General features: G+C 46.6%; 22 protein-coding genes and 1 riboswitch. Of the genes, 7 read left to right on the forward strand and 15 right to left on the reverse strand.

Annotation, left to right across the window (positions count from 1 at the left end):
• Positions 1-17: 17 nt before the first annotated feature.
• The gene (locus tag NSS87_RS25780) at positions 18-1,523 is read right to left on the reverse strand and encodes a PLP-dependent aminotransferase family protein (RefSeq protein WP_339243408.1); all 1,506 of its coding nucleotides are present in this window, start codon (positions 1,521-1,523) and stop codon (positions 18-20) included.
• A 143-nt stretch (positions 1,524-1,666) separates the two neighbouring features.
• Here NSS87_RS25780 and NSS87_RS25785 point away from each other — a divergent pair, with 143 nt between their 5' ends.
• The 3 genes from NSS87_RS25785 (at position 1,667) to NSS87_RS25795 (ending at position 4,032) form a co-directional block, all read left to right on the forward strand.
• On the forward strand, positions 1,667-2,284 hold the full coding sequence (locus NSS87_RS25785) for a pyridoxamine 5'-phosphate oxidase family protein (RefSeq protein WP_042191524.1): 618 nt from the start codon (positions 1,667-1,669) through the stop codon (positions 2,282-2,284).
• A 178-nt stretch (positions 2,285-2,462) separates the two neighbouring features.
• Positions 2,463-3,764 (forward strand): aminotransferase class I/II-fold pyridoxal phosphate-dependent enzyme, encoded by a 1,302-nt coding sequence (locus tag NSS87_RS25790; protein WP_339243409.1) that lies wholly within the window; start codon positions 2,463-2,465, stop codon positions 3,762-3,764.
• A 148-nt stretch (positions 3,765-3,912) separates the two neighbouring features.
• A complete protein-coding gene (locus NSS87_RS25795; protein WP_212567871.1) occupies positions 3,913-4,032 on the forward strand; it encodes a YjcZ family sporulation protein in 120 nt (39 codons plus the stop codon).
• 141 nt (positions 4,033-4,173) lie between these two features.
• On the opposite strand, the gene NSS87_RS25800 is transcribed toward NSS87_RS25795, so the two are convergent.
• From NSS87_RS25800 to NSS87_RS25820, 5 genes are all read right to left on the reverse strand, one after another.
• Positions 4,174-5,394, reverse strand: coding sequence for an ABC transporter permease (locus NSS87_RS25800; RefSeq protein WP_339243410.1), 1,221 nt, complete (start codon positions 5,392-5,394; stop codon positions 4,174-4,176).
• A 1-nt stretch (position 5,395) separates the two neighbouring features.
• On the reverse strand, positions 5,396-6,142 hold the full coding sequence (locus tag NSS87_RS25805; RefSeq protein WP_076285232.1) for an ABC transporter ATP-binding protein: 747 nt from the start codon (positions 6,140-6,142) through the stop codon (positions 5,396-5,398).
• Entirely contained in the window at positions 6,139-7,641 is a 1,503-nt protein-coding gene (locus tag NSS87_RS25810) for a DEAD/DEAH box helicase (protein WP_339243412.1), read from the reverse strand. The genes NSS87_RS25805 and NSS87_RS25810 overlap by 4 nt, the downstream gene beginning before the upstream one ends.
• 97 nt (positions 7,642-7,738) lie before the next feature.
• A complete protein-coding gene (locus tag NSS87_RS25815; RefSeq protein ID WP_076300333.1) occupies positions 7,739-8,515 on the reverse strand; it encodes an SDR family oxidoreductase in 777 nt (258 codons plus the stop codon).
• 28 nt (positions 8,516-8,543) lie between these two features.
• Positions 8,544-8,999 (reverse strand): chemotaxis protein CheX, encoded by a 456-nt coding sequence (locus NSS87_RS25820; protein WP_042130872.1) that lies wholly within the window; start codon positions 8,997-8,999, stop codon positions 8,544-8,546.
• A 253-nt stretch (positions 9,000-9,252) separates the two neighbouring features.
• On the opposite strand from NSS87_RS25820, the gene NSS87_RS25825 reads away from it, so the two are divergent.
• Together NSS87_RS25825 and NSS87_RS25830 are read left to right on the forward strand one after the other, a co-directional pair.
• Entirely contained in the window at positions 9,253-10,155 is a 903-nt protein-coding gene (locus tag NSS87_RS25825) for a LysR family transcriptional regulator (RefSeq protein ID WP_042191539.1), read from the forward strand.
• Positions 10,156-10,224: 69 nt separating this feature from the next.
• Complete coding sequence (locus NSS87_RS25830) at positions 10,225-11,034, forward strand: histidinol-phosphatase (RefSeq protein WP_042191541.1); 810 nt, start codon at positions 10,225-10,227, stop codon at positions 11,032-11,034.
• Between the two features lie 99 nt (positions 11,035-11,133).
• On the opposite strand, the gene NSS87_RS25835 is transcribed toward NSS87_RS25830, so the two are convergent.
• The 7 genes from NSS87_RS25835 to NSS87_RS25865 all read right to left on the reverse strand — a co-directional run bounded on the left by NSS87_RS25835 (position 11,134) and on the right by NSS87_RS25865 (position 17,883).
• Positions 11,134-11,874, reverse strand: coding sequence for an NADPH-dependent oxidoreductase (locus NSS87_RS25835; protein WP_042191544.1), 741 nt, complete (start codon positions 11,872-11,874; stop codon positions 11,134-11,136).
• Positions 11,875-12,048: 174 nt separating this feature from the next.
• The gene (locus NSS87_RS25840; RefSeq protein ID WP_339243413.1) at positions 12,049-12,591 is read right to left on the reverse strand and encodes a GNAT family N-acetyltransferase; all 543 of its coding nucleotides are present in this window, start codon (positions 12,589-12,591) and stop codon (positions 12,049-12,051) included.
• Positions 12,592-12,622: 31 nt separating this feature from the next.
• Positions 12,623-13,567, reverse strand: a complete 945-nt coding sequence (locus tag NSS87_RS25845) for a metallophosphoesterase (protein ID WP_339243415.1) — start codon at positions 13,565-13,567, stop codon at positions 12,623-12,625.
• A gap of 19 nt (positions 13,568-13,586) precedes the next feature.
• Positions 13,587-14,378, reverse strand: a complete 792-nt coding sequence (locus NSS87_RS25850) for a DUF3891 family protein (protein WP_339243416.1) — start codon at positions 14,376-14,378, stop codon at positions 13,587-13,589.
• Between the two features lie 188 nt (positions 14,379-14,566).
• Entirely contained in the window at positions 14,567-15,331 is a 765-nt protein-coding gene (sdhB, locus tag NSS87_RS25855) for a succinate dehydrogenase iron-sulfur subunit (protein ID WP_042191549.1), read from the reverse strand.
• Between the two features lie 75 nt (positions 15,332-15,406).
• Complete coding sequence (gene sdhA / locus NSS87_RS25860; protein ID WP_339243418.1) at positions 15,407-17,149, reverse strand: succinate dehydrogenase flavoprotein subunit; 1,743 nt, start codon at positions 17,147-17,149, stop codon at positions 15,407-15,409.
• A gap of 68 nt (positions 17,150-17,217) precedes the next feature.
• Entirely contained in the window at positions 17,218-17,883 is a 666-nt protein-coding gene (locus tag NSS87_RS25865; RefSeq protein WP_042130879.1) for a succinate dehydrogenase cytochrome b558 subunit, read from the reverse strand.
• 401 nt (positions 17,884-18,284) lie between these two features.
• Here NSS87_RS25865 and NSS87_RS25870 point away from each other — a divergent pair, with 401 nt between their 5' ends.
• Complete coding sequence (locus NSS87_RS25870) at positions 18,285-19,187, forward strand: LysR family transcriptional regulator (RefSeq protein WP_149644994.1); 903 nt, start codon at positions 18,285-18,287, stop codon at positions 19,185-19,187.
• A 72-nt stretch (positions 19,188-19,259) separates the two neighbouring features.
• On the opposite strand, the gene NSS87_RS25875 is transcribed toward NSS87_RS25870, so the two are convergent.
• Both NSS87_RS25875 and NSS87_RS25880 read right to left on the reverse strand, forming a co-directional pair.
• The gene (locus tag NSS87_RS25875) at positions 19,260-19,928 is read right to left on the reverse strand and encodes a TrkA family potassium uptake protein (RefSeq protein ID WP_042191554.1); all 669 of its coding nucleotides are present in this window, start codon (positions 19,926-19,928) and stop codon (positions 19,260-19,262) included.
• A gap of 13 nt (positions 19,929-19,941) precedes the next feature.
• Positions 19,942-21,237: a TrkH family potassium uptake protein gene (locus tag NSS87_RS25880; protein ID WP_042194483.1), complete on the reverse strand. Its 1,296-nt coding sequence runs from the start codon at positions 21,235-21,237 to the stop codon at positions 19,942-19,944.
• Between the two features lie 136 nt (positions 21,238-21,373).
• Positions 21,374-21,553, reverse strand: a riboswitch (cyclic di-AMP (ydaO/yuaA leader).
• A 314-nt stretch (positions 21,554-21,867) separates the two neighbouring features.
• On the opposite strand from NSS87_RS25880, the gene NSS87_RS25885 reads away from it, so the two are divergent.
• Entirely contained in the window at positions 21,868-23,553 is a 1,686-nt protein-coding gene (locus NSS87_RS25885) for a CPBP family intramembrane glutamic endopeptidase (RefSeq protein WP_339243419.1), read from the forward strand.
• The last annotated feature ends 51 nt before the right edge of the window (positions 23,554-23,604 follow it).

Here is a 23,604-nt window from a genome sequence, read left to right on the forward strand (position 1 = left end):
CCCACCATCATACCTTGTCATGTTGCAGTTTGTACATCTTCCCACGCCAAAAGCAGGCGCTTTATTCCTTCCTCCAGCTCCACAGCATTCAGATGGGCAAAAGCAAAACATGCGGCTGGCTCCCCCGGCGAAACTTGATATAACGCCACATCTCTGAAATCCGTGCCGCGCCTGTGCGCTGCCGCCCGGAATGCCACGAACTCTTCTCTACTGCGTAGCCACCGCGCATATACTTGCAGCCCCGCATCTCCAGGCAGCAGCTCAAACAGCTCATTAAGCTGTTCTGACAGCATTGCCTTAAGGATGCGACCGCGTTCACCATAAATGCGGGTCATCCGACGCAGATGACGGCCATAGCCGCCGGTATTCATAAACCGTGCCAATGCCCGCTGTTCCAGCAGTCCGACTGGTAAAGGCTCATATAGCGCCTTGGCGGCGATCGTCGGTTTTACCAGAGAGGGTGGAAGCACTGCAAAGCCAAGCCGAAGGCCAGAGAACATCGTGTTTGAGAAGGAGCCAATATACACGACCCGTTCTCCGCGATCTAGCGCTTTTAATGGCTCGATTGGACGTCCTGACCACCGAAACTCACTGTCATAATCATCTTCAATGATTACCGCTTCATGTCGCTGCGCCCATTCCAGCAAGATACGCCTCCGTTCCAAAGGGAGCACCACACCTGTAGGAAATTGGCGACTTGGTGTAACAAACAACAGACGCGCATCCCAATCCTCCGGAATTAGACCGCTATCATCCAGCTTTCCTACCAGCAATCGTCCCCCATTGATCTCTACCGCTCGGCGAATCCCATGGAAACCCGGATCCTCGACAACCGCTTCGTTCCCTGCATCCAGCAGCAGTTGGGTCAAAATAACGATGCCTTGCATCGAACCGCTAAACAATACGATATGCTCTACATCCGCACGAATCCCGCGGGTAATCCGCAGATGCGCAGCGATAGCTTTGCGAAGCCCTTCATCTCCTTCGGGAGGACAAGAGCTTTGTAGCAAACCGCCTTCTTTCCCTCCAGCATACGTTAGCGCACTGCGCCATTCGGCGTAAGGAAAGTGCTCCATCCGCATACCGCCGCTAAGGAAGCTTACAACATTCTTGCTATGCTGCTCATACAAGGGTGTCGGGCGCGTGAGCAGTCGTTCTCCCCATGCCGAAAGCGGGATCGTTCTCTCAGATGCAGAGCCTCCCCCAGCAGCATCTGCCACCTCACCCAAAGTAACATTTTCACGCTTATTACCTCCAGAAGCTGAAACAAAGCTATCTTTTGATACGAATGTTCCCCGTCCAGTCACCGTCCTTACATAACCATCAGCGAGCAACATTTCATACACCTGCGAGACCGATCCGCGCGACAAGTCATAGTGCATAGCCAGACTTCGTGTAGACGGCAGCTGAGTGCCACCCGGGAGAGTTCCCTCCAATATTCCAGCGCGAAGTGCATGATATAACGCTAAATATTTGTAGCGGTGTATCGCCAGATATTGATCGAATGCCAGCGTAATATTCATTGTTTCCCTCCTTGGCCAGCAAGTGGTCCATTAAAAACTATCTTAATTGGTCCTTTTTAATTGTCAACTACTCTACTATTCTTGAAAGAACATCTACATCGGAGCAAATGCTCTACACTATTAAGAATAAGGACGTGAACCCTATGCGCAGAAAAGAATTTCAAGTAGATCAGGAGGAAGAATTGATCTCTTTTCTAGACGGAATGAGCTTCGGTTTTCTCGGTACAAGCGATGAACAGGGGCTACCGCGGGTGACACCGCTGAATTTTGTATATACAGATGGTTGTTTCTATTTCCACGGTAGTCATGCTGGCGGCAAAATGAAGGCGATCCGCAATCAGCAGAAGGTCTGCTTTACCGTAGCGGATGAGTATGCACTGATTCCGTCTTATTTCAGCGATCCAGAGATGGCCTGCCCAGCAACCGCATATTTTAAAAGTGTTACCGCCTACGGCATAGCCGAGCCCGTCGAAGACATTAGCGAAAAAGCCATCGTACTCTCCTTATTTATGAAAAAACTCCAGCCCGAGGGCGGCTATAATCAGATAGATGCAGAGGACCCTAAATACCGTCCCCGTCTAAAGGGCGTCGCGGTAGTGCGCATTACCCCAGATGAGATAACGGCGAAGTTTAAGTTTGGGCAAAATCTAAAAGAAGAAGGACGTTCTGGGGTCATTTCCGGCCTATCTGAAAGAAATCATCCACGTGATGAAGAAACCATTGAAATGATGAAAAAATACTGCCCCTATCACTCCGAATAATAGATACGGATAAACCAGTTTCTCGTTCAAAATAAGCGCTACGTATAGTGTAAAACTTAAACTTCCTTAAATTTTAAAAAAACGTATCTTTCCAAGTGACGGTTGCAAGTGGCGGTGATATAATGTTAGGCAATGTTAACAGTATGTATCCCCAAAGAACCCTGGAAGGATGAAACTGATGAATCCACTAGCTGGACAATTAAACGAAAGTATCAAAGCAGGAAATGAACATGTATATGATATGCTCTCTACGCTTGGCAAAGAAATTTACTTCCCTAAGGAGGGTATCCTGAGTCAATCTGCTGAAGCAGGAGCTCACGCCAAGAAATACAACGCAACCATCGGCATTGCTACCGAAGGCGGTGTACCTATGCACCTCGGTGTCATTCAGGATAAGCTTTCCGCTTACAGCCCTAAGGATCTGTATAGCTACGCTCCTCCAGCAGGTAAACCAGAGCTGCGTACTGTATGGCGTGAAAAGATGCTGCGCGAAAATCCATCGCTAGAAGGTAAAACCATCAGCAATCCTGTTGTAACCAACGCCCTGACTCATGGGCTTAGCATTGTCGCTGACCTCTTCGCTGAGCCAGGTGACGCTATCATCTACCCAGATAAGAATTGGGAGAACTATGAACTAACCTTCGGAATTCGCCGCCATGGGGAGACCGTTAACTATCCGCTTTTTACAGAAGAAATGACCTTTAACAGTACGGGTCTTGAAGAAGCGCTACTGGCTCAAAAAGAACGCGGAAAAGCGATCGTTCTGCTGAACTTCCCTAACAATCCTACAGGATATACTCCAGGGATTAAGGAAGGCGATGAAATCGTCGCAGCTATCCTTCGTGCGGCTGAGGAAGGTATTAACGTGGTTGTCGTAAGTGATGATGCTTACTTCGGACTGTTCTTTGAAGACTCACTAAAGGAATCATTATTCGGTAAGCTTGCTCATCTGCACCCACGTGTGCTTCCAATCAAAATTGACGGTGCAACTAAAGAAGAATTCGTCTGGGGCTTCCGTGTTGGCTTCATCACTTATGCCTCGGAAGACAAGGATTTGCTGGCTGCATTGGAGCAAAAAACATTAGGCATCATTCGCGCCACTATTTCCAGCGGTGCACACCCATCACAGACCTTCGTATTGGATGCATTGAAATCTCCACAATTCGAAGAACAGAAGGAAGAGAAGTTCCAAATCATGAAGGGCCGTGCGAATAAAGTAAAAACGCTGCTCGATAGCGGCAAATACGGCGATGATGTATGGACGTATTATCCTTTTAACTCCGGCTATTTCATGTGTCTGAAGCTGCATACTGTTTCGGCTGAAGCTCTTCGGCTTCACCTGATTCATAATTACGGACTGGGCACTATCGCTCTGGGTGAAACAGATCTGCGGATTGCTTTCTCTTGTATCGAAGAAGAACAGCTCGAAGATCTGTTTGATCTTGTGTACGCAGGCGTTCGTGATCTGGAAAAATCTTAACAAATCTTTCATATTCCTTCCAATCAGCTCCGTTTCTACGGGGCTGATTTTTTTCTGGACTCCTCCGGCATTGGCCTATACATGCTTCTCTCTCCGCACATACAATACGATGTACTCAAGTACAACACACACCGAAAGGGGAATGAACATGAGCGAAGAAGTAAGAGGCGGATTTAACGGTTGTTGTGGCGGTGGATTCACAAGCACTGGCGCCATTCTGGTTCTCTTTATCCTGCTGGTAATCATCAGCCGTTCACTCTTTGTCTAACTAGAGATGACAGTCTCGGGAGAGAGCTTTGAGCTCTTTCCCTTTTCCAGTGGTACACCTCATTCCCCACGCAAAAAAGGCTCCCTCATCCGTAGAATCCTCTACTTTTGAGAAAGCCTTTTTTTATTTTGAAGTAACTCCCTACAAATCCTCGTCAGCCATCTTTGCCGCTTTGCGGGACAAGTATCCCTTAAACAGAAAGGATACCAGAACCCCTGCTACAAATGTACCAATCACTGGTAGTAGACGGTCGCCTATAGAGGCTAAGAAAGGTAAACCAAGAATCAGTGCCACTACCAGATGCGCGCGGAATACGAATTGCGTTGTGTTATCCGCCTTACTGCCTTCAGGAAAAGGATATACTGTCAGCCAAAAAGACTCACTATGCAATTTGCGGAGTGCCGACAATTGTACACCAATAATGAACAGGAAGAACAAATAGATGGCTGTACCGAAGTAACTGTCATGGTTCAACCAATTCAGCAGCAAAGCCAGTACCGAAATCCGCATAATGATTCCGAAGATATCTCCTCGGGCGAAGCTTTTGGTCAGCAGATAGCGGTAAGCCGTATCCTTACGCCAAGGCAGCCGAGCCCCCCATTTGGAAAGATAACGACGAGGATATACCCGTTGCTCACGGCCCGGTACATCCACGAACCAACCCAGAACCATCAGGGCGCGTCCACCTTGATTTTTTTCCATGGCGATTAGTCTTTCCCAAGGTACGGCGTGGCGTCCAGGTACGGATAGTGCAACAAGATAGGCTGCTGCTAATAGCGCCATAAATATCAGGCTTCTACCGGCAGGCTGCCACAACCAAGCGGCAATAATTAATCCTCCTACTGCCCAGCGTAAGAAAGTGAATATGCCTGCCATCGGACGCGACAGCATAGCTATCTCTTTCCATAAGCCGTAACTCGCGATTAGCTTCACAGCAATCAGAATCAATATTGTAAATAACAGCCGCTTAGGCGAGTCATCTGTACGTATGTACAACGGCCAAAGGGTAATGAGTACAAATAACAATCGAACAATCTTCCATACGTTCCCACTCACCCACGAAGGTGCGAAATATTCCTTCATTCGATGTCCTTGAGGCAATAGAAAGATCGTATCCGGAGTCTGCAAATAGGTGCGGAAGCTGCTATTTACTGCTGCAGGCAGCAGTATTGCAAGCATAATCCAGCGGATGGGAATGCCTTCAGGCACATTCTGTAACAACGATGTATACCAAGCAGAGAAGACAATCAATACAAAGAGGAAGACCATAGCTACGCCGCTTTGAATGATATATCCCACATAAGGAAGCATACTTCCCATGAATCGACCTCGCCGCGTGCGCCGCAGCTCTTTCAAATCCATATTATTTCCCTCCCTGAACCAGCTCGTAGAACAGCTGCTCCAAAGTCAGCCCCTGTAGTCCAGTGGTTGCCGCAATTTCTGCCAGCGTTCCCTGAGCAATCACCTTACCTCTATGCAGCACAATAAAGCGGTCGCAATAATTCTCAATGGTAGAAAGAATATGAGAGCTAAGCAGAATAGAGGAGCCTGATTTTTTCAGATCCATCATGAAATCAAGCAGAGAGCGAATCCCGAGCGGATCCAGTCCTAAAAAGGGCTCATCGATCACATATAACGCAGGGCGTGCCACGAAAGCGCACATGATCATAACCTTCTGCTTCATCCCTTTGGATAGATGAGTCGACAACGTGTCCATCTTATCTTCCATATGGAACAGCTTGGCTAGATGTAAGGTGCGAGTTTCGTAGTCACTTTGTTCTACCCCATATGCTCTTGCTGTAAATTCAACATGCTCACGTACTGTCATTTCATCATACAGAAGAGGCGATTCAGGTACAAAACTCAAAGCATTGTGATATCCGATGGGATCTTCAGCACGAGTCTTACCCTTTACTGTGATATCGCCCTTATGGGGCGACATCAATCCTAGAATATGCTTCATGGTCGTACTTTTTCCTGCTCCATTTAAACCAATTAAACCAACCATCTCGCCAGGCTGCACCTGAAGTGCAATATCATGCAGCACCGGCTTATTCAGGCTGTATCCACCACTGAGGCCCGTAATTTGCAATACGGGAGAATTATTCATTGACCGTCACCTCTCGGAGTTTTGTCTTTCAACCACTTTGGTGCTCCTTTATTCTTACGGTTCTTCTCACGCTCCGCATTGCTGCTGCGTTTGCTTCGTGCAGGAGTAGCACCTCCACGCGCGCCTGCAGAAGGGTTCACACTGCGCTGAGAATCGCGCTGTGGTTCTACACTTGCCTCACTTGTCTGGATCGTAGCCAGTCTTTTAACAGGTTGCTGCTCTGTGCTGGTTGTAGACGGCTGAGTTCCTGCATTCCCAGATGTTCGCGCCTGTGGCTTACTGCTGCGCGGAGAAGAAGCATCGCGGCGTTGTCCGCTGCTCTCACTTCGTCCCCGTCCACTATTCAAAGCGTTGCGCGCTTCATCTGCTGATAGCACCTTGCCACCGACCATTTCCCGCTCTTCAAGGGCAATATCCAGTTCACGCGCAAATTTACGCATAATAAAGGTCTGCTGCTCTGTCACAATCGTTACGGATAATCCGCGTTTTCCCATCCGACCCGTACGACCCGCACGATGTACATAATGCTCGGAATCAAAGGCAGGATCGAAGCTTACTACCAGTGACAAATTCTCAATATCCAGTCCTCTGGCAGCTACATCACTGGCAACAAGCACACGGAATTTCCCTTCGCGGAAACGTGACAGTACATTACTGCGCGTTACTTTATCAGCATCACCGTAAAGTGCGGCTGCGGTCAGTCCAAGATGGTTTAGCTTAGCCTCTACCTCTGCAATATCATCAGTCGCATTCACGAACACAATCGCCTTTTCTGGATTGTAATGACGGATGACCCGACGCAGCATGTCTATTTTGTTGCGTTCTTCCGTTACAACGTAATGATGCTCTAAACTCTCTGCTGTCATGACACCAGGAGCAATTCCAACCTCTGCCGGGTTCTTCATTTCACGATTTGCCAAGGCTTTCGTCTCCGGACCAATGGTTGCAGACAGCATAACGAGCTGGCGTGAACGCAGAGCGCTGCTAACAATTTTCGTTACCTCTCCGGCCCCGCTTAGCTGAAACATTTGGTCCGCTTCATCTAGAACAATCGTGCTGACTTCATGCATCTTTAACTTGCGAAGACCAATTAATTCGCGAATCCGGCCAGGGGTTCCCACAACAAGCTGTGGATGCTCACGCAGTTTGTCAATCTGGCGTTTGATAGCTGCACCGCCAATAAGACCCATTACTCGAATCCCACGGTGTTCGCCATAACGTTCCGCCTCACGTAAGATTTGCATCGCCAGCTCCTGTGTAGGGGCGAGCACCAGCTTTTGGACCACCTTCTGCTCCGGATTGATCGTTTGAAGCAGAGGCAACAGATAGGCCAAGGTCTTACCCGTTCCAGTCTGGGAAGCAGCAATAACATCTCTTCCCTCCAGCAGAAGTGGAATCGTCTGCTCTTGTACCGGGGATGGAGCGTTAATACCGAATTCCGACAATCGGGCAACTAGGTCTTCCTGAATGCCGATAGCCGCAAAAGAAGCTTTATTCATAAGTGTAATTCATCCTTTTCGCTTGAGATAATATCTTCATTATATGCCAAAAAGGCCTCTCCACCAAATGGAAGGCCAATAATGCTGACGGCAGGCTCTATTTTCTGTTCATCGCATTATAAGTAAGCTTGTCCGCCAGGCGAGGAAACAGACCATAAAGCCGAATACCAAACCCTGCCAGACCCGGAAGATCAATCTCTTCTTTGCCAGTTTCCATGACTTTTACGATCTTGGAAGAGACATGTTCTGGTGTCATCATCATCCGAGCTACACTCTTTTCATAATTGCCGGAAGGGTCAGCCGTTTTGAAAAAATCAGTGGCAATGGGACCAGGGTTCACAGCCGAGACGATGATTCCGCTCTTCCGCAGCTCCTGACGAAGTGCATTCGTGAATCCGAGAACAGCATGCTTGGTGGCTGTATAGGCTACCGATTTGGCTGTACCGATCTTCCCTGCCATAGAAGCCACATTTACGATCTGGCCACTTCCCCGCTCTAACATATGTGGAACAACAGCCTTCGTACAGCGAACAATCCCCATATAGTTAACATCCATCATATCGTCAAACTCATGAGGCTCCATCTCTGTAAAAGCGGCGAATTTACCGTACCCAGCATTATTTAGCAAAATATCAATTCTGCCGTAAGTCGCCAAAATTTGAGCAAAGGTCTCTTGTACACCGTCGGCATCTGTTACATCGCATGTATACAGTCCAAAAACGCCCGGAATACCGGCCGCCGTTTCTTTCAACTTCGCTTCGGAACGTGCCAAAAGGATCGGAATCGCACCTTGCTTACTAAGCATTTGTGCGGTTAATGCACCAATACCGCTGGATGCTCCTGTAATCACAACAACCTTATCTTTAAGTACCATAAAAAGTATTTCAGCTCCTAACTCTTGCCTAAGAGATCATCACCTGAATATCCATCTCTCCAACCCCATCCATCAACAATGGAATACTAAGTGCTCTGCGAGGCAAAAAGGACATGCTCTCAAGCTTCATAATTTGGGGAGGACTTATATCCACTGAAACCCCCTGATTATATAGAATCGTACTAGCATTTCCACTGATCATATTGCCCAGCTCTGAAATTGCACTCTGACCCATCTCATCCATCTCCGTAATCACATAGCCGCCCATCATAATCGATACCATTCGCAAGGCTACCTGCTCTGCGATACCAAATATAATATTTCCGCTCAGCTGGCCTGTCATTCCCACTTGAATCCATATATGATTATCGATCAGTTCAATTTCTTTGATGCCTAAATTCCCAGTGGAAGGCGAGACCTGAATCACTTGTTCTATAACTGTCCGTGCAGATTCTAAAAACGGATTAATTACTTCTGCTTTCATGAAAGTCCTGTCTCCCCCTTTATCGTGCTTTAGTCATATACCAAAAGTCCCAAGTAATATGGATTTATTATACTTTATATATCGGCACAATTCAGCAAAAATTAATGTACATGTCGAATTCGTACCCAAGTTTGTTTATGTTGCAACATTGCTCTGTCGGGTATTATCTCCTATAATTTAAATCAAATGCCAACATGGAACGTAATATTTCACCCCATCACTTTCATATTTGCTTGTCCAAAGGAGGTATTCCATGAACATCAGCCAGCTGGAGACACTAATAACGATCTCCAAAACGATGAGCTTTCGCAAGGCCGGAGAACTGCTTAACTTGACCCAACCAGCGGTTTCAGCACAAATCAAGAGCCTTGAAGAAGAGTTCAAAACACAGCTGGTTGACCGGAACCAGCCTGTTACGTTAACCGATCGAGGAACTGTATTTCTGGAGCATGCGGAACAAATTGTGACGATTGTGGAGGAGCTTAAACAGAGACTTGCGGACCTTGAAGATAATCCCCAAGGACATATTATTCTCGGCACTACTACCTCTATCGCCATTCAAATTTTACCGCGTATTTTGTCCTATTTTAAAGACCAGTTCCCTCATATCAAAACATCTATTTCCTCTATGTCCTCGTCTCAAATTTATCAACATGTCGAGAATGGCATTGTCGATGTCGGCATTGGCTATTTGATCGGACGAAGTCCGAGTATGACTACTTCCATTCTTTATTATGATACATTCGAGTTGGTGGTCTCACCTAGACACCCCCTGGCTCAAGTTAAGACTGCAGGTATAGAAGCCCTAAACAAAACCCCGCTAATTCTGCTCTCACCGGATACAGTGGGCCGTAAATTTGCCGACGAGGTATTCTCCAAGCATGGCATAGAGCCACAGGTAATTATGGAACTGACCAGTAGCGAGGAAGTGAAACGGATGGTAGAACTCGATTTAGGTGCAGCCATTATTTCCAAGCAGTCAGTGACCGCTGAGGTGCGAGCCGGTTCCCTCAAAATTGTGCCTATTATTGAATTGGAAGTCACACATCCTGTTGGCGTCATAACGAAGTCTGGAAAATACGTGAACTCAGCCATGAGACAGTTTCTCAGCGATCTCAAAGGTATGCCGGAGACACAATTTATTGGATCTGAATAAAAAACACCCAATAGTGGAATCGATACTTCTGAGCTAATTGCATAACCTTGTTTAAAGGAGTTGATCTTGATGAAATTTGACCTGCATACACATCATTTTCGCTGTGGCCATGCTGATGGAACGATTAGAGATTATATCGAAGCCGGAATTTCAGCAGGTTTAGGGGTAATAGGCATTTCTGATCACACCCCATATTTCGGAAGCCCTTCCGAGCAAGCTTTTCCTCTAATTGCTATGGGTAAGTCCGAATTCTCAAACTATGTTGAGGAAGTCCTCTCCCTCAAAAAAGAATACGAAGGTGTAATCGACGTTCTGCTAGGTATTGAATCAGACTACTTCCCTGAGCATGCCGAGCTTTACCGCAAAACATTATCCGCCTACCCTTTTGATTATGTGATTGGATCGGTACATAGTGTTGGTGGCGTCAGTATCTTTAACAAGGGTCGCTGGAAAGGGCTTAGCAAAAATGAACAGATTCGTGTGAAGTCTGATTATTATCGATTGATTGCTGATTCCGCCCGCAGTGGCATGTTTCAAATTCTCGGTCACATTGATGCGATGAAGGGAAATTATCCTGCTTTTTCAGAAATCCCTGCTCCAAAGCCAATTGATGACTGTCTGCAAGTAATTAGTGAATGCGGCGTGGCGATCGAAATTAATACCTCAGGCGGAACCAAGCTGGTTGGCGGTTGGTATCCATCAGAAGATATACTGGAGCGCGCACATCATTTTGGCGTTGAGGTTACTTTCGGTTCGGATGCGCATAAGCCGTCCCGAGTCGCAGAAGACCGAGATGCGGTAGCTGCACAGCTAAAAGCAATAGGTTTTACACATTGGGTTTATTACAAGCAGCGCGAGAAAATTAAAGTTTCACTGTAAAGATTTCTTATATTTCGAACAAATGCACCAAGCGTTATTGGTTTAGGGGTGGGGTTACCCTCCGTTAAACCAATCTCCGCTTGGTGCATTGTCGTTTATTTATAGGTTGTCGCAGGTAAACCCTTGCTGCTTCAGGGTGCGCTTCGCATCCCCATATTCCGGGTTGATATCGTAAAAATGAGCAATCGTGCTCGTCCAATCTCTCTCCGTTAATCCCTGCTGCTGCATATATTCACGGTGGGTTTGATTATAAGCCTCCAGGAGACCTTCCACATCCGGATTGTATTGTTCCTCATGAAACACCGCTTCCAGCGGCAGCCGCGGCTTCTGTGCGGTCTCTTCGGCTGGATATCCGACACAAAGCCCGACGATAGGGAATACGTACTCCGGCAGCTTCAACAAATCAATAACGCCTGCTGTATTGCGCCGGACACCCCCAATAGGGATGATCCCGAGTCCCATGGATTCTGCCGCTGCAATCGCGTTAGCCACTGAGATACCAACATCTGTAGCTCCAACGAGCAGAGCATCTACATCTTTTACCGCTTCAAAAGACTTGCCTTCCACTTTACTTGCTAATTTCGCTCTATAGAAGTCCATGCAGAACACCAGAAAGACGGGGGCTGCTGCTACATGCTTCTGATTGCCGCACAAGACCGAAAGCTGCTGCTTACGCGCAGGATCCTTGATAGCTATAATGGAGACCTGCTGTCCATGAACCCATGAGGGCGCTGCTTGGGCCGATTCGATCATTATCTTTAGCTTATCCGGCTCAACTTGTAGATCAGAATACTGCCGGAAAGAACGGTGATTCATTAACGTCTGTATTACATCATTCAAAATGTTACGCCTCCTTCTCAATTCATTCGACTGTTTGTTAATCATAAACGATCGGATTAGGTCCTGACAAAAAAAATGGACCCGAATCATCGGGTCCCAAAGCAGTATATTTTTAAAAGGGGGTCATGTACTTAGTTTAACCGGACACTGTTAGAGTTTCATAACGGCATTATTTCATTTGTGTAACAATGTGAATACTTTCATTACATCGTCCAAGGAGCCTACTCTGGGCATCACTCGCTCCAGCATCATGCCGTTCTTAAGCATCACACGTTCGGATCTAATATTATCTCCTCGGCAGCGCCCTTCGATCCGTGTGATTCCAAGCGTATGAACACTGTAATTTAAAAATAAGCCAACCGCCTCTGTCGCCAATCCGCCTCCCCAGTACGCCGGGTCTAGCATATATCCTAAAGTGGCCTTGCCCTCACGGCGGTTCCAATGCTGTAAAGCAACAATACCGATTAACTTCTGCTGCTCCTTCAAATAGATACCCGCATGTAATGCGCAAGGATCGAATGCGAATAACATCCGGTTCACCAGCTTCTCCACCTGAGCAAGTTCTGATCCAGCTCCGGTGCGTATTTGAATATGAGCCTGCACTTCTGGGTGGGAGAGCAGTTGCTGCAAATGACAGGCATCCTCGGACGGAATCATCCTAAGGTCAACCGCCACACCTTGTTGCGTCTGGAACGATACTGCCTCATAAGTGCTCATACTCTCTCCTCCATGCAGCTAAAATATCAGCCTATTCATCCGATGAACGGTGCAATGTCAGCACCGTTAATTCAGGCCTACATAGAAAACGAAAAGGCATGACTGTTTCGCCAAAACCTCTATTCACATACACTGGCATGCGCTTGGTATCTGTATAATACAATCCATTTATGTACTTTTGAGACCCATAAGGGGTGAATGGCGCACCTACAAACGGCAGGCGAATCTGTCCTCCATGGCTGTGCCCGGATAGCTGTAGTTGAAAGGAATGAGCCTCTGCTATATCAGCATAATCCGGTTCATGCATCATCAGAACGGTAAAGGTTCCTGCAGGCACACCCTTGAGTGCCTTCACAGGGTCAGGCTCGCCATGCAACAGATCATCCAGTCCGGTCACAGCCATAACTGCCCCGCCTCTTTTTAGAAGATAAGATTCATTCCTTAGCACCCGGAAACCAGCAGATGTAAACAACTCGATAATCCGCTTCGTATTCTTGAAATCATGGTTGCCTAGCACCGCATATTTTCCTAGTGGAGCATTCAGCTCTGCCAATACAGGTATGGCATCTACAAGATCCTCAGGGTTGCTGTCCACGATGTCGCCTGTAAAGCATATAAGATCCGGTTCCTCCTTAGCGATACGCTCTGCAAGTCGAGCCAGATCACGGGCATCCTTATTAAACCCAAGGTGAGTATCACTGAAATGGACAACCTTCATGCCTGAAAAAGCAGAGGGAATATCTTTGAAGGATAACTTCAGCTTAGTAACCTGAATCCAGTTGGGCTCCCCTTGCCAAGCGTAACCACTTGTGAGCAAGCCTGCGCCGATTACAGTAGCCGCACCTCGAACCAGGAATTGCCGGCGGGTCATAGTTGTCTTGCCCTTAGATCGACGTCCAGAGGCGCTAGAGTGGGTGTCTTTACCTGAATGATTATTTTTCTTATTGGGAGAAGCCCCAGACGATTGTATATTCATACGGAGTTTCTCCTTCCCTTCAGCTTTCGTTTAGAGCCGTCAGTACAATTCTACATTCTTCCTCTGGCGTATCACGGTATGCGGGTGCGATGCCTCTCTTAGCAATTTCTGATCGTTGGACTCGTTTCAGCATAAAGGCTACTTCCACCGTCTTCTTAAAGGGAAAAGGATCCAGCACTAACGTTGACTTATCTTTCCACTCCACGGTTATCGTACGACCTGACGTAAAACTGAAATCTTCACTGCCAGAGAATCCTTCACGCCACCATGGATGCTCCTCAGATTTCGGGCTACCCGGTTCATTTAAAGCCAAATATAGAGATAAGTCATCGCAGAATTCCAAAAGACGGGCATCATAATACAGCTCATCTTCACCAATCGGTTTAGATACTTCCAGTTCTCGGTGAATACGGGATCTACGTTCCTCTTCATGCTCTTGATATAACGTCAGTTCTGGATAATCCAGTCCCGAAATCTTAATGAGTCGTTCAAAATGCAAGCTGCACAAAAGCGCTCCGTAAGGTGTCCGCGCCTCGATCTCATCAAGTCCTCGCTTATAAAAGGTCAGCTTCGGCACTACAGGAAAATCAATAAAGCTGTAAGGCGCGTGTTCCGCATCGTTCCAAAAGGGCGTCTCATCCAGATCAATCCAGCCCCGGTCATGTTCAGCTACCGCCCAAAGCACCTCATCCCGGCGTCCTTCTTCTGGCACATGCTCTTCCTTAAACCAAATGGCAAGCTCTCCAGCTAACTTCCCGTGATCATGCTGTTTAACCATTACAATTGCTCCATCATGCTCCCGACAAATCACGATTATTCCTCCCTGTTGTTCCACACCTAACGTACGTTAACAATGGATATTATAGCATATGCTATTCATTCTTCTGAGCTAGACTAATTTCCTAATCTCTACCAATTATAAACAAAAAAGCTATCCTCAGCGAATATAAATCCACCATTGAGGATAGCTCAATATTAAAGATCCGGCGGTACTACTTATTACACACCTAACCAGCGTTTGAACATATGTTTTGTCGTCTGCTTATTAATTTCTGCAATGGAGGTGGTAAGAGGAATACCTTTTGGACAAGCGCGCACACAGTTCTGTGAGTTACCACAACCGTCAATACCGCCATCATCCATCAATGCGTCCAATCTTTCATCCGCATTCATTTCACCCGTAGGATGAGCATTGAACAGGCGTACTTGAGAGATGGCTGCGGGTCCGATGAAATCCGTCTTCTCGTTGACATTCGGACAAGCTTCCAAGCATACACCGCAAGTCATACACTTAGATAATTCATAAGCCCACTGCCGTTTCTTCTCCGGCATACGTGGTCCCGGCCCAAGGTCATACGTACCATCGATTGGAATCCAGGCCTTTACTCGTTTAAGTGCGTTGAACATCCGGGTACGGTCAATCACTAAGTCACGCACCACCGGAAATGTCTTCATTGGCTCAATGCGTACAGGTTGTTCCAGATTGTCTATAAGCGCTGCGCAGGCTTGGCGAGGTTTGCCGTTGATCACCATCGAGCAAGCCCCGCATACTTCTTCTAGACAGTTGGAATCCCAGCATACCGGAACGGTGCTGTCACCTTTGGCATTCACAGGGTTACGCTGAATTTCCATCAAAGCACTGATTACATTCATACCCGGACGATAAGGGAGCTCAAATTCCTCAACATAAGATGAGCTTTGTGGATCGTCCTGGCGGGTGATGATAAACTTTACGTTTTTGGGAGCTGTAGCAGTTTCCGCCATAATGGTTCCCTCCTCAAATTGCCTAATTTTATTTCATTAAGCTTGCCTCGCAAGCTGTTTCACTGCTGGGAAAGATTAATCCTTCGAATAATCACGGACCCGTGGAGGGATCAGTGAGACATCGACTTCGTCGTAAGAGATTTGCGGACCGTCCGCAGTCCAAGCTGCTTTTGTGGTCTTCAAGAATTCCTCATCATTACGATCCGGGAATTCCGGTTTGTAATGAGCGCCGCGGCTCTCATTGCGCATAAGCGCTCCCAGTGTCATCGCTTCGGACAGCTCCAGCATGTTCCACAGCTGACGGGTGAATGCCACACCTTGGTTATTCCAGCGTGACGTATCGTTCATATTGATATTGCGATAGCGTTCTTTAAGCTCTTTGATTTTGCCAATGGTCGCTTCCAGCTTCGGATTGTGCCGTACAACCGTCATATTGGCGGTCATCCATTCGCCCAGTTCCTTGTGAATCACATAAGCATTCTCTGTACCTGACATCGCTAGCAGAGACTCATATTTGTCCGTCTGCTTTTTGTGGAAGCTATCATATACAGAAGAAGAGATATCTTGTGACGATTTCTTCAGACCTTTGATGTATTCAACAGCCTTTGGTCCAGCAACCATACCGCCGTAAATGGCAGATACCAGAGAGTTAGCGCCTAGACGATTCGCTCCATGATATTGATATTCACATTCGCCTGCCGCAAACAGACCAGGAATGTTTGTCATTTGGTTGTAATCAACCCACATACCGCCCATGGAATAGTGCACAGCCGGGAAGATTTTCATCGGTATTTTACGAGGGTCATCCCCCATGAACTTTTCGTAAATTTCAATAATCCCGCCAAGCTTCACGTCCAGCTCTTTCGGGTCCTTGTGAGAGAGGTCCAAATACACCATGTTCTCACCGTTAATACCCAGCCCTTGATCCACACACACATTAAAAATCTCACGTGTAGCAATATCGCGCGGCACCAAGTTACCGTAGGCTGGATATTTCTCTTCAAGGAAATACCACGGCTTTCCATCTTTATAAGTCCAGATGCGGCCGCCTTCACCACGTGCTGATTCCGACATTAAGCGGAGCTTGTCATCTCCCGGAATAGCCGTTGGGTGAATCTGGATAAATTCTCCGTTGGCATAATGTACGCCCTGTTGGTACACTGCACTTGCTGCTGTACCCGTATTAATTACGGAGTTCGTTGTTTTACCAAAAATAATACCCGGCCCGCCGCTAGCCAAAATAACAGCGTCTGCAGGAAAAGTCTCAATCTCCATCGTCTTGAGATTCTGGGCACTTATGCCGCGGCATACGCCTTCGTCGTCGATGATGGCCGAGAGGAACTCCCAGTTCTCACGTTTCGTTACAAGACCTTCGGACTCCCAGCGGCGCACCTGCTCATCCAGCGCATACAAAAGCTGTTGGCCTGTCGTTGCGCCAGCAAATGCAGTGCGGTGACGCTTCGTTCCGCCGAAACGACGGAAGTCGAGTAATCCCTCAGGTGTACGGTTGAACATTACGCCCATCCGGTCCATAAGGTGGATGATACCCGGTGCCGCTTCACACATCGCCTTGACCGGTGGCTGATTCGCCAGAAAGTCACCGCCGTAAACGGTATCGTCGAAGTGCTCCCAAGGAGAGTCGCCCTCCCCTTTCGTATTTACCGCGCCGTTAATGCCGCCTTGCGCACAAACGGAGTGTGATCTTTTTACAGGCACTAATGAGAATAATTGAACATGCGCACCGGACTCCGCCGCCTTGATGGTAGCCATCAGGCCGGCCAGACCGCCACCCACGATAATGATATTTGCTGTTGCCATGATAGTTCACTCCCTTTATTGAAAATATCAGAAAGGATTCTGGAATCTAGTCCTGAGAGGATAATTACTTAGATGAAAGTCTTTATGGACTGAGCTATGGAAGCTGCCGTTTGAAATTCAGCATCACGGAAAGTGACTAGCGAAATGAGGAACATAAACGTTACAAGAACAAATATACCGAGACAAAGGTAAGAGGATACCCGCTGTGAACGAGGTCCTACCGTGATTCCCCAACTGATCAAGAAAGACCATAGGCCGTTTGAGAAGTGAAAGCATGCTGCAACGATACCGATAATGTACAGTGTCAACATCAGTGGTTGAGTCACGATATCATGCATCAGACCGCCCAGCTCTTCATGCTCTACACTACCAACTGCCACCTGAACCCGGGTTTGGAACAAATGCCAGACTATAAAGATAAAGGTAATAATTCCTGTAATACGTTGCAGCGTATAACGCCAGTTTCTTTCAATGTTGAAACGGTTCAAGTTCGGCTTGGATTGATAGGCAATATACAGTCCATATACGCCATGGTACAGCAGAGGTAGCCATATACCGAACAATTCCAGGAAGAAGACAAGCGGCAGGCTGTTCAGCCATATCACGCTGTCAGTGAAACCGGAAGCGCCACCCTCTACAGCCGCAAAATTCGTCATCATGTGCTCAATGAAGAAAGCTCCAAGCGGGATAACGCCTAGCAAGGAATGAATCTTTCTGGAATAAAATCCTTTCATACAAAGTAACCCCTTTCCGATTAAAACAGCGTTTTCATTATTGTGTATTCACCGCCGGAACTACTTTTGACACAGGATAACGTAGACTATGTCATGACAAAACGTCTATATTTACCGCTATCCTTGGTTTCCCGGACTTTGTTTTCTTTTTCACAAAATGTGAATATCTTGTGTCACTTTTCATGTTACTCCTTTTTCCCTTATAAGGGAATTGCAATCTAATTATTAAACGTTATACAATAAACGCATAAGAATAGATTTTATATGATAATAATTCTCATTTAGAGAAACAACATTTTCCGACAAATCTTTTATTTCCTTATGGAGCAAGAAGTATTGTCTTCATGGCTATGAATTTCGTCACTACTGTTTATAGATTGCACTACGAGAGGAACATAAATATGTTTGACGATTTAGATGTTTTTGCAGCGGTTGTGGAGCACTCCAGCTTGAATCGGGCCTCCCGCCAGCTCAATCTGTCCCAACCTGCCCTATCTCGTAAAATCTCCAAGCTGGAAGAACGGCTGGGTGTCGCGCTATTTAATCGTTATGGCAAGCGACTGGAGTTAACCGAGGTTGGGCGTCTTACTTATTCCTACGCACTTGAACAACGGCAGCAGCGCTCTAAATTTCTGGAGGCTTTGTCTAAATACAAAGAAGGCGAGCCTAAGCTCGTCACCTTAGGGGCGTCACTTACCTCACTGCAGACTACTCTGCCTCCACTAGTTAACGCATATATGGAGAAATACCCAACTGCGGAGCTGAAGCTAATCACAGGCCGAACACATGAAATTGTCTCCTCTGTCAGTGAAGGAAAGTCAGATATAGGTCTGATCGCTTCCTCTATTCAAGAACCTGGACTGCGCTGTATTTCTCTGTTTGAGGATCAACTTCGACTGGTTGTTTCTGAGCATCATCCTCTGAATCAATCTGCCAAGCTAACCATGGATGATCTGTCCCGACTGCCTATGATCCTTTTCTCCAAAGGCACCTGGTACCGCCGTCTAACAGATGATCTGTTCCAGCGCTGTGGAATTGATCCAGACGTTCGGATGGAGATTGACTCCTTCGAAGCCATCGTGCGGCTGCTGCCGACAGTCAATGTGGCAGCGTTACTGCCCAAGTCTTATCTGCGTCCGCAGCTGTTAAACGGCGGTGGGCTGGTCTCTCTGCATATTAAGGAGCTGGAGCAGACTCAGCGAACTACCTGTCTGATTTACCGTGACGATGGAAGCCTGAGCACAGCGGCCCGTAGCCTCGTGCAGGTCACAGAAGAGATGTTTCTGACGGAACGAGAGAAATAGTACATACCTCTGAGTGCAACCTTAATTAAAAAAAGCCCTCCGTCCCATGTAAAGGACGGAGGGCTTATCTATTTAATCTTGGTTTACAACTTCATCCTCAAATCGATCAATACTTTCATTAGAACCAATGAGTACCATAACGTCGCCCTCACTCAAATGATCATGTGCCGTTGGAGCCACTATAATTCCACTTTCCCGGTTCAGGGCAACAATACTGCAGCCATATTTCGCTCTTGTATTTAAATCTGACAAGCTTTTCCCGTTCATGCAAGACGGAACGGTCAGCTCGACGATTTTATAATCCTTGGACAGTTCAATATAATCCAGCAAATTGGGTGTCACGAGCTGATGTGCTACACGAATGCCCATATCCCGCTCCGGAAAAATAACCCGGTCCACGCCCAGCCTGGACAACGCACGACCATGAAGGATCGAGATCGCCTTGGCTACTACTTGCTTGACTCCAATCTCTTTTAACAAAATCGCCGCCAGAATACTTCGTTCCATATTGTCGCCAATCGCTACAATCCCACAGTCAAAGTTCCGTACGCCGAGCGAGCGCATAATTCCTTCATCTGTAGCATCAGCCACTACCGCATGCGTCAGGTGATCGCTCATTTCCTCCACACGCTCCTCATGGTGATCAATGCCGAGCACCTCGTAGCCCATTTCCATCAGCTCAAGTGCAAGGCTTGAGCCAAAGCGGCCTAAACCGATTACTACAAATTGCTGTGCTTTCATTTCGGATTAACTCCTATCCAATAATTATTTTACCTTCTGGGTGCTTATACAATGGTTTACCCTGTTTAGGTCCAAGCGCATACACTAATGTTAATGGACCTAACCGACCTGCAAACATGGTCAGACAGATCAGAATCTTGCCGAAGATAGACAGTTCAGGTGTCAGCCCCATGGTTAGTCCCACCGTGGCAAAAGCTGAGGTCGTCTCAAATAATATCGCTAAGAAATTACTATCCTCTGTTGTGGACAGTAACATCGACACCGTGAGGACCAATAGCAAAGCGAGTAATGTTAACGTCAACGCTTTATAGATACGCTCCTGCGCCAATCGGTAACGGAACAGTACAACATCTTCACGTCCGCGCAGCATCGCGATTACTGCACCAATCATAATCGTAAAGGTTGTAGTCTTGACCCCGCCACCTGTTGATCCTGGAGATGCACCAATAAACATAAGAATAACCATAAAGAACTGTGAGGCTTGCCGCAGTCCGGCAATATCCACCGTATTGGCGCCAGCGGTTCGGGGCGATACCGACTGAAAGAATGCCGATAATATTTTTCCGCCGAAATTTAAATTCCCCAGTGTGCGCTGATTCGTAAATTCAAATATAAAAATAACTAAAGCGCCGATAAGAATAAGCCCTGCAGTGGTGGAGAGTACAACTTTGCTATGCAAAGATAATTTACGTTTGACACGAAACTCCACCAGATCCGACATGACAATAAAACCAATACCGCCAGAGACAATCAGAAACATCACCACGATGTTCACTAGCGGGTCATATACATAATCGGTTAAACTCCGGAAATCCCCGAAAATATCAAATCCAGCATTATTAAACATAGACACCGCATGAAATATTCCAAAATAAACGGCCTTGCCCAGTGGCATATCAAACGCCCAGCGTAAGGACAGAAGCACCGCTGCACAGCCTTCGATGACCAAAGAATAAATAAGTACTCTCCGGATCAGTCGAACAATCCCCTCCATAGAGCCTTGGTTCATTGCTTCCTGAAGGATCAGTCTATCCCGCAAGGAAATTTTGCGTTTCATCATCATGGCAAATAAGGTCGCCATTGTCATAAACCCTAAGCCACCAACCTGGATAAGCACCATAATTACGGTTTTCCCAAAAATGGTGAATGTCGTCCCGGTGTCCAGCACCACAAGTCCTGTCACACAGGTGGCCGATGTTGCAGTAAACAACGCATCAATAAAACTAACAGCATTCCCGCTGGTACTCGAAATGGGAAGCATTAGCAGCAAGGCTCCAATCAGAATGATCGATGCAAAACCAAGCACCATAATCTGAGGCGGAGAGAGCTTCAGGAACTTTGATTCAGAAACCCTGCGAAACTGTGAAGCCACTACGCTCACCCTCTTATCAAAATTTAAAGAATTCCAACAAAAAAAGCACTGGAAAACCAATGCTACCCTTGGTTCCTGCAGTAAATTAGCCTACGAGGTTAGCTGACGGATTCGGACTGTGCAGGCTGCCCTATTCGTTCCTAGAACGAAATTCACCCCTGATGAATAAAGATAACGCCTATGGCGTATACTCATCTTTTCATTACTTCTTATGGTTCCCCCGTTTTCACCTGAAATTCGGCTATATACAATTGCATACAAATTATATATGTTATTTCGATAAATCACAAAGACACTATTAATGGTGATTCATATGAAAAATGCGGTTTGGAGAGGATGTACCACTAAGAGTGCCTTTTCTCATCACTTTTCCGTGTTTTCCCTGCAATTGCATCGATTTTCATGAAAAATGAAGAAATAATCACCTTAAATTCATGGTATATATTCAGCTACCTATTCTATAATATCTCTATTACCCATAAAAAGAATATACGATGATTTTTGTAACTATCATGGCACTAATACTATAATGGAACATAACATTGTCAGTTTACAAGGAGGCGTTACATGAATCCCGTTGGCCAGCCCTTACAGCAACGTGCCCTCTCCAAGAGGCTCATCATCTCGGGCATTATCGGTCTTATTCTATTTATTATGTTTCAGATTGCTCCCTCGGTGCTAAATAGCCCTGCCGGGGAAGATACTACTGTCATCAGCAAGGCGGAAGCCCGCGACAAAGCCATATCATTCGCAGAACAAAAGCTGAACTACACCAAAGCACCAACTGATCAGTGGAATGTACTGTACGATACGGACTCTTCCTTTTATGGTTATATGTCCCGCGAGAAGCTTTTGGAGGACTATACAAAAAAGAAATTGGATCAACGATATCCTTTTGACATTTTCCGTGTAACACTTAGTCCTTCAGCGGAACAAGAGCCACTAATCTCCGTTGACCTCAATATGTATACTGGTGCAGTTGTCGCTTTCACACAAGGAGCAGAAGGATCAGGTACCGGATTACCAAACAATGTATCCACCAGTGCAAAAGAAGAGGACAAGGGTACTACCTTATCACTTGCACAAAAAGAAAATCTTGCCCGTCCCTGGCTTCAGGAATGGGATGTAAATCCCGCCAAGCTGCAAATTGAATCGAATACGGGAAACTACGGGCTCGTGTATACAGATCGTTCCGTTCAGATCGGCGAATCCTTATTACACTATTATTTCGATTTCACTGGCGAACAGGTATCCAGCTTTAAAGCAGGATTCACCGCTCCAGCCTGGCATACCTCCTATGTAAAGGACCAGACCTCTCTCGCGGAAAAGTTTACTTTATTCGGCTATGGTTTGCCTACTTTAGCTTTAGGAATTCTGGCACTCATCTACAGCATACTTAGAAGAGAACATACCTCCTTTAAGCGTGGAATATTCCTAAGCTCAGCTTATTTTGTAATCATGATGATCAGCACCTATAATATGCTCCCTGAATCCTCAGGCGAAGGACTCGAGGCTCAGATAACTTCCGTCATAATGTTCATCATTTATGCCTTATATAGCCTCCTAATGTCCTCCCTGCTCTATTTTTCTTTAGTTGGAGGGGACGGCCTATGGAAAAAAGAAGAGGGGATGAACCCATGGCCTCGTGCTAAAGAGCCTGGCTATGGAAAATATGTTCTGGACAGTATCCGGGCTGGATACGTCTGGGCATTCGTGCTGCTAGGGGTGCAGACCCTTATGTTCATCGTATTATCATTTACCTTGCAGAACTGGTCCACTACTGACGCTACTCAATCTCCTTACAACATGAGATATGCTTGGCTGCTGCCCATCGTTGCATGGCTCGCTGGTTTATCCGAGGAAGCCATTTATCGTTTTTTCGGAATTCCTATGTTGAAAAAAGTATTCCGAAGCACGTTCATTGCTTGCCTGATCACCACGCTGGTTTGGGCGTTTGGCCATACGCTGTATCCGATCTACCCCATCAGTTCCCGTCCTATTGAGCTGACCGTGATTGGTTTGCTCTTTAGCTATATTTTCCTTCGTTACGGATTTATTGCCGTCATGTTCAGTCACGTCGTGTTTGACAGCATTCTGATGGGCGCTACGCTGATCTTTATGAAGGAAAGCGTGAATGTAGGGGCTGGTATCTTCGCGATTATCATGCCGTTCATAGTCGCCTACATCGTCTATCGGTTTAATCCACCGCAGAAATCAGAACCTAAGCCGGTTGAACCTACATCTGTAATTTAAAGAAGTAACGGGTGGATAACCTATAATAAAAAAAGGTGTCACAGCAGAAAA

It is taken from the genome of Paenibacillus sp. FSL F4-0243, from assembly GCF_037963295.1.
GTDB lineage: Bacteria > Bacillota > Bacilli > Paenibacillales > Paenibacillaceae > Paenibacillus_AQ.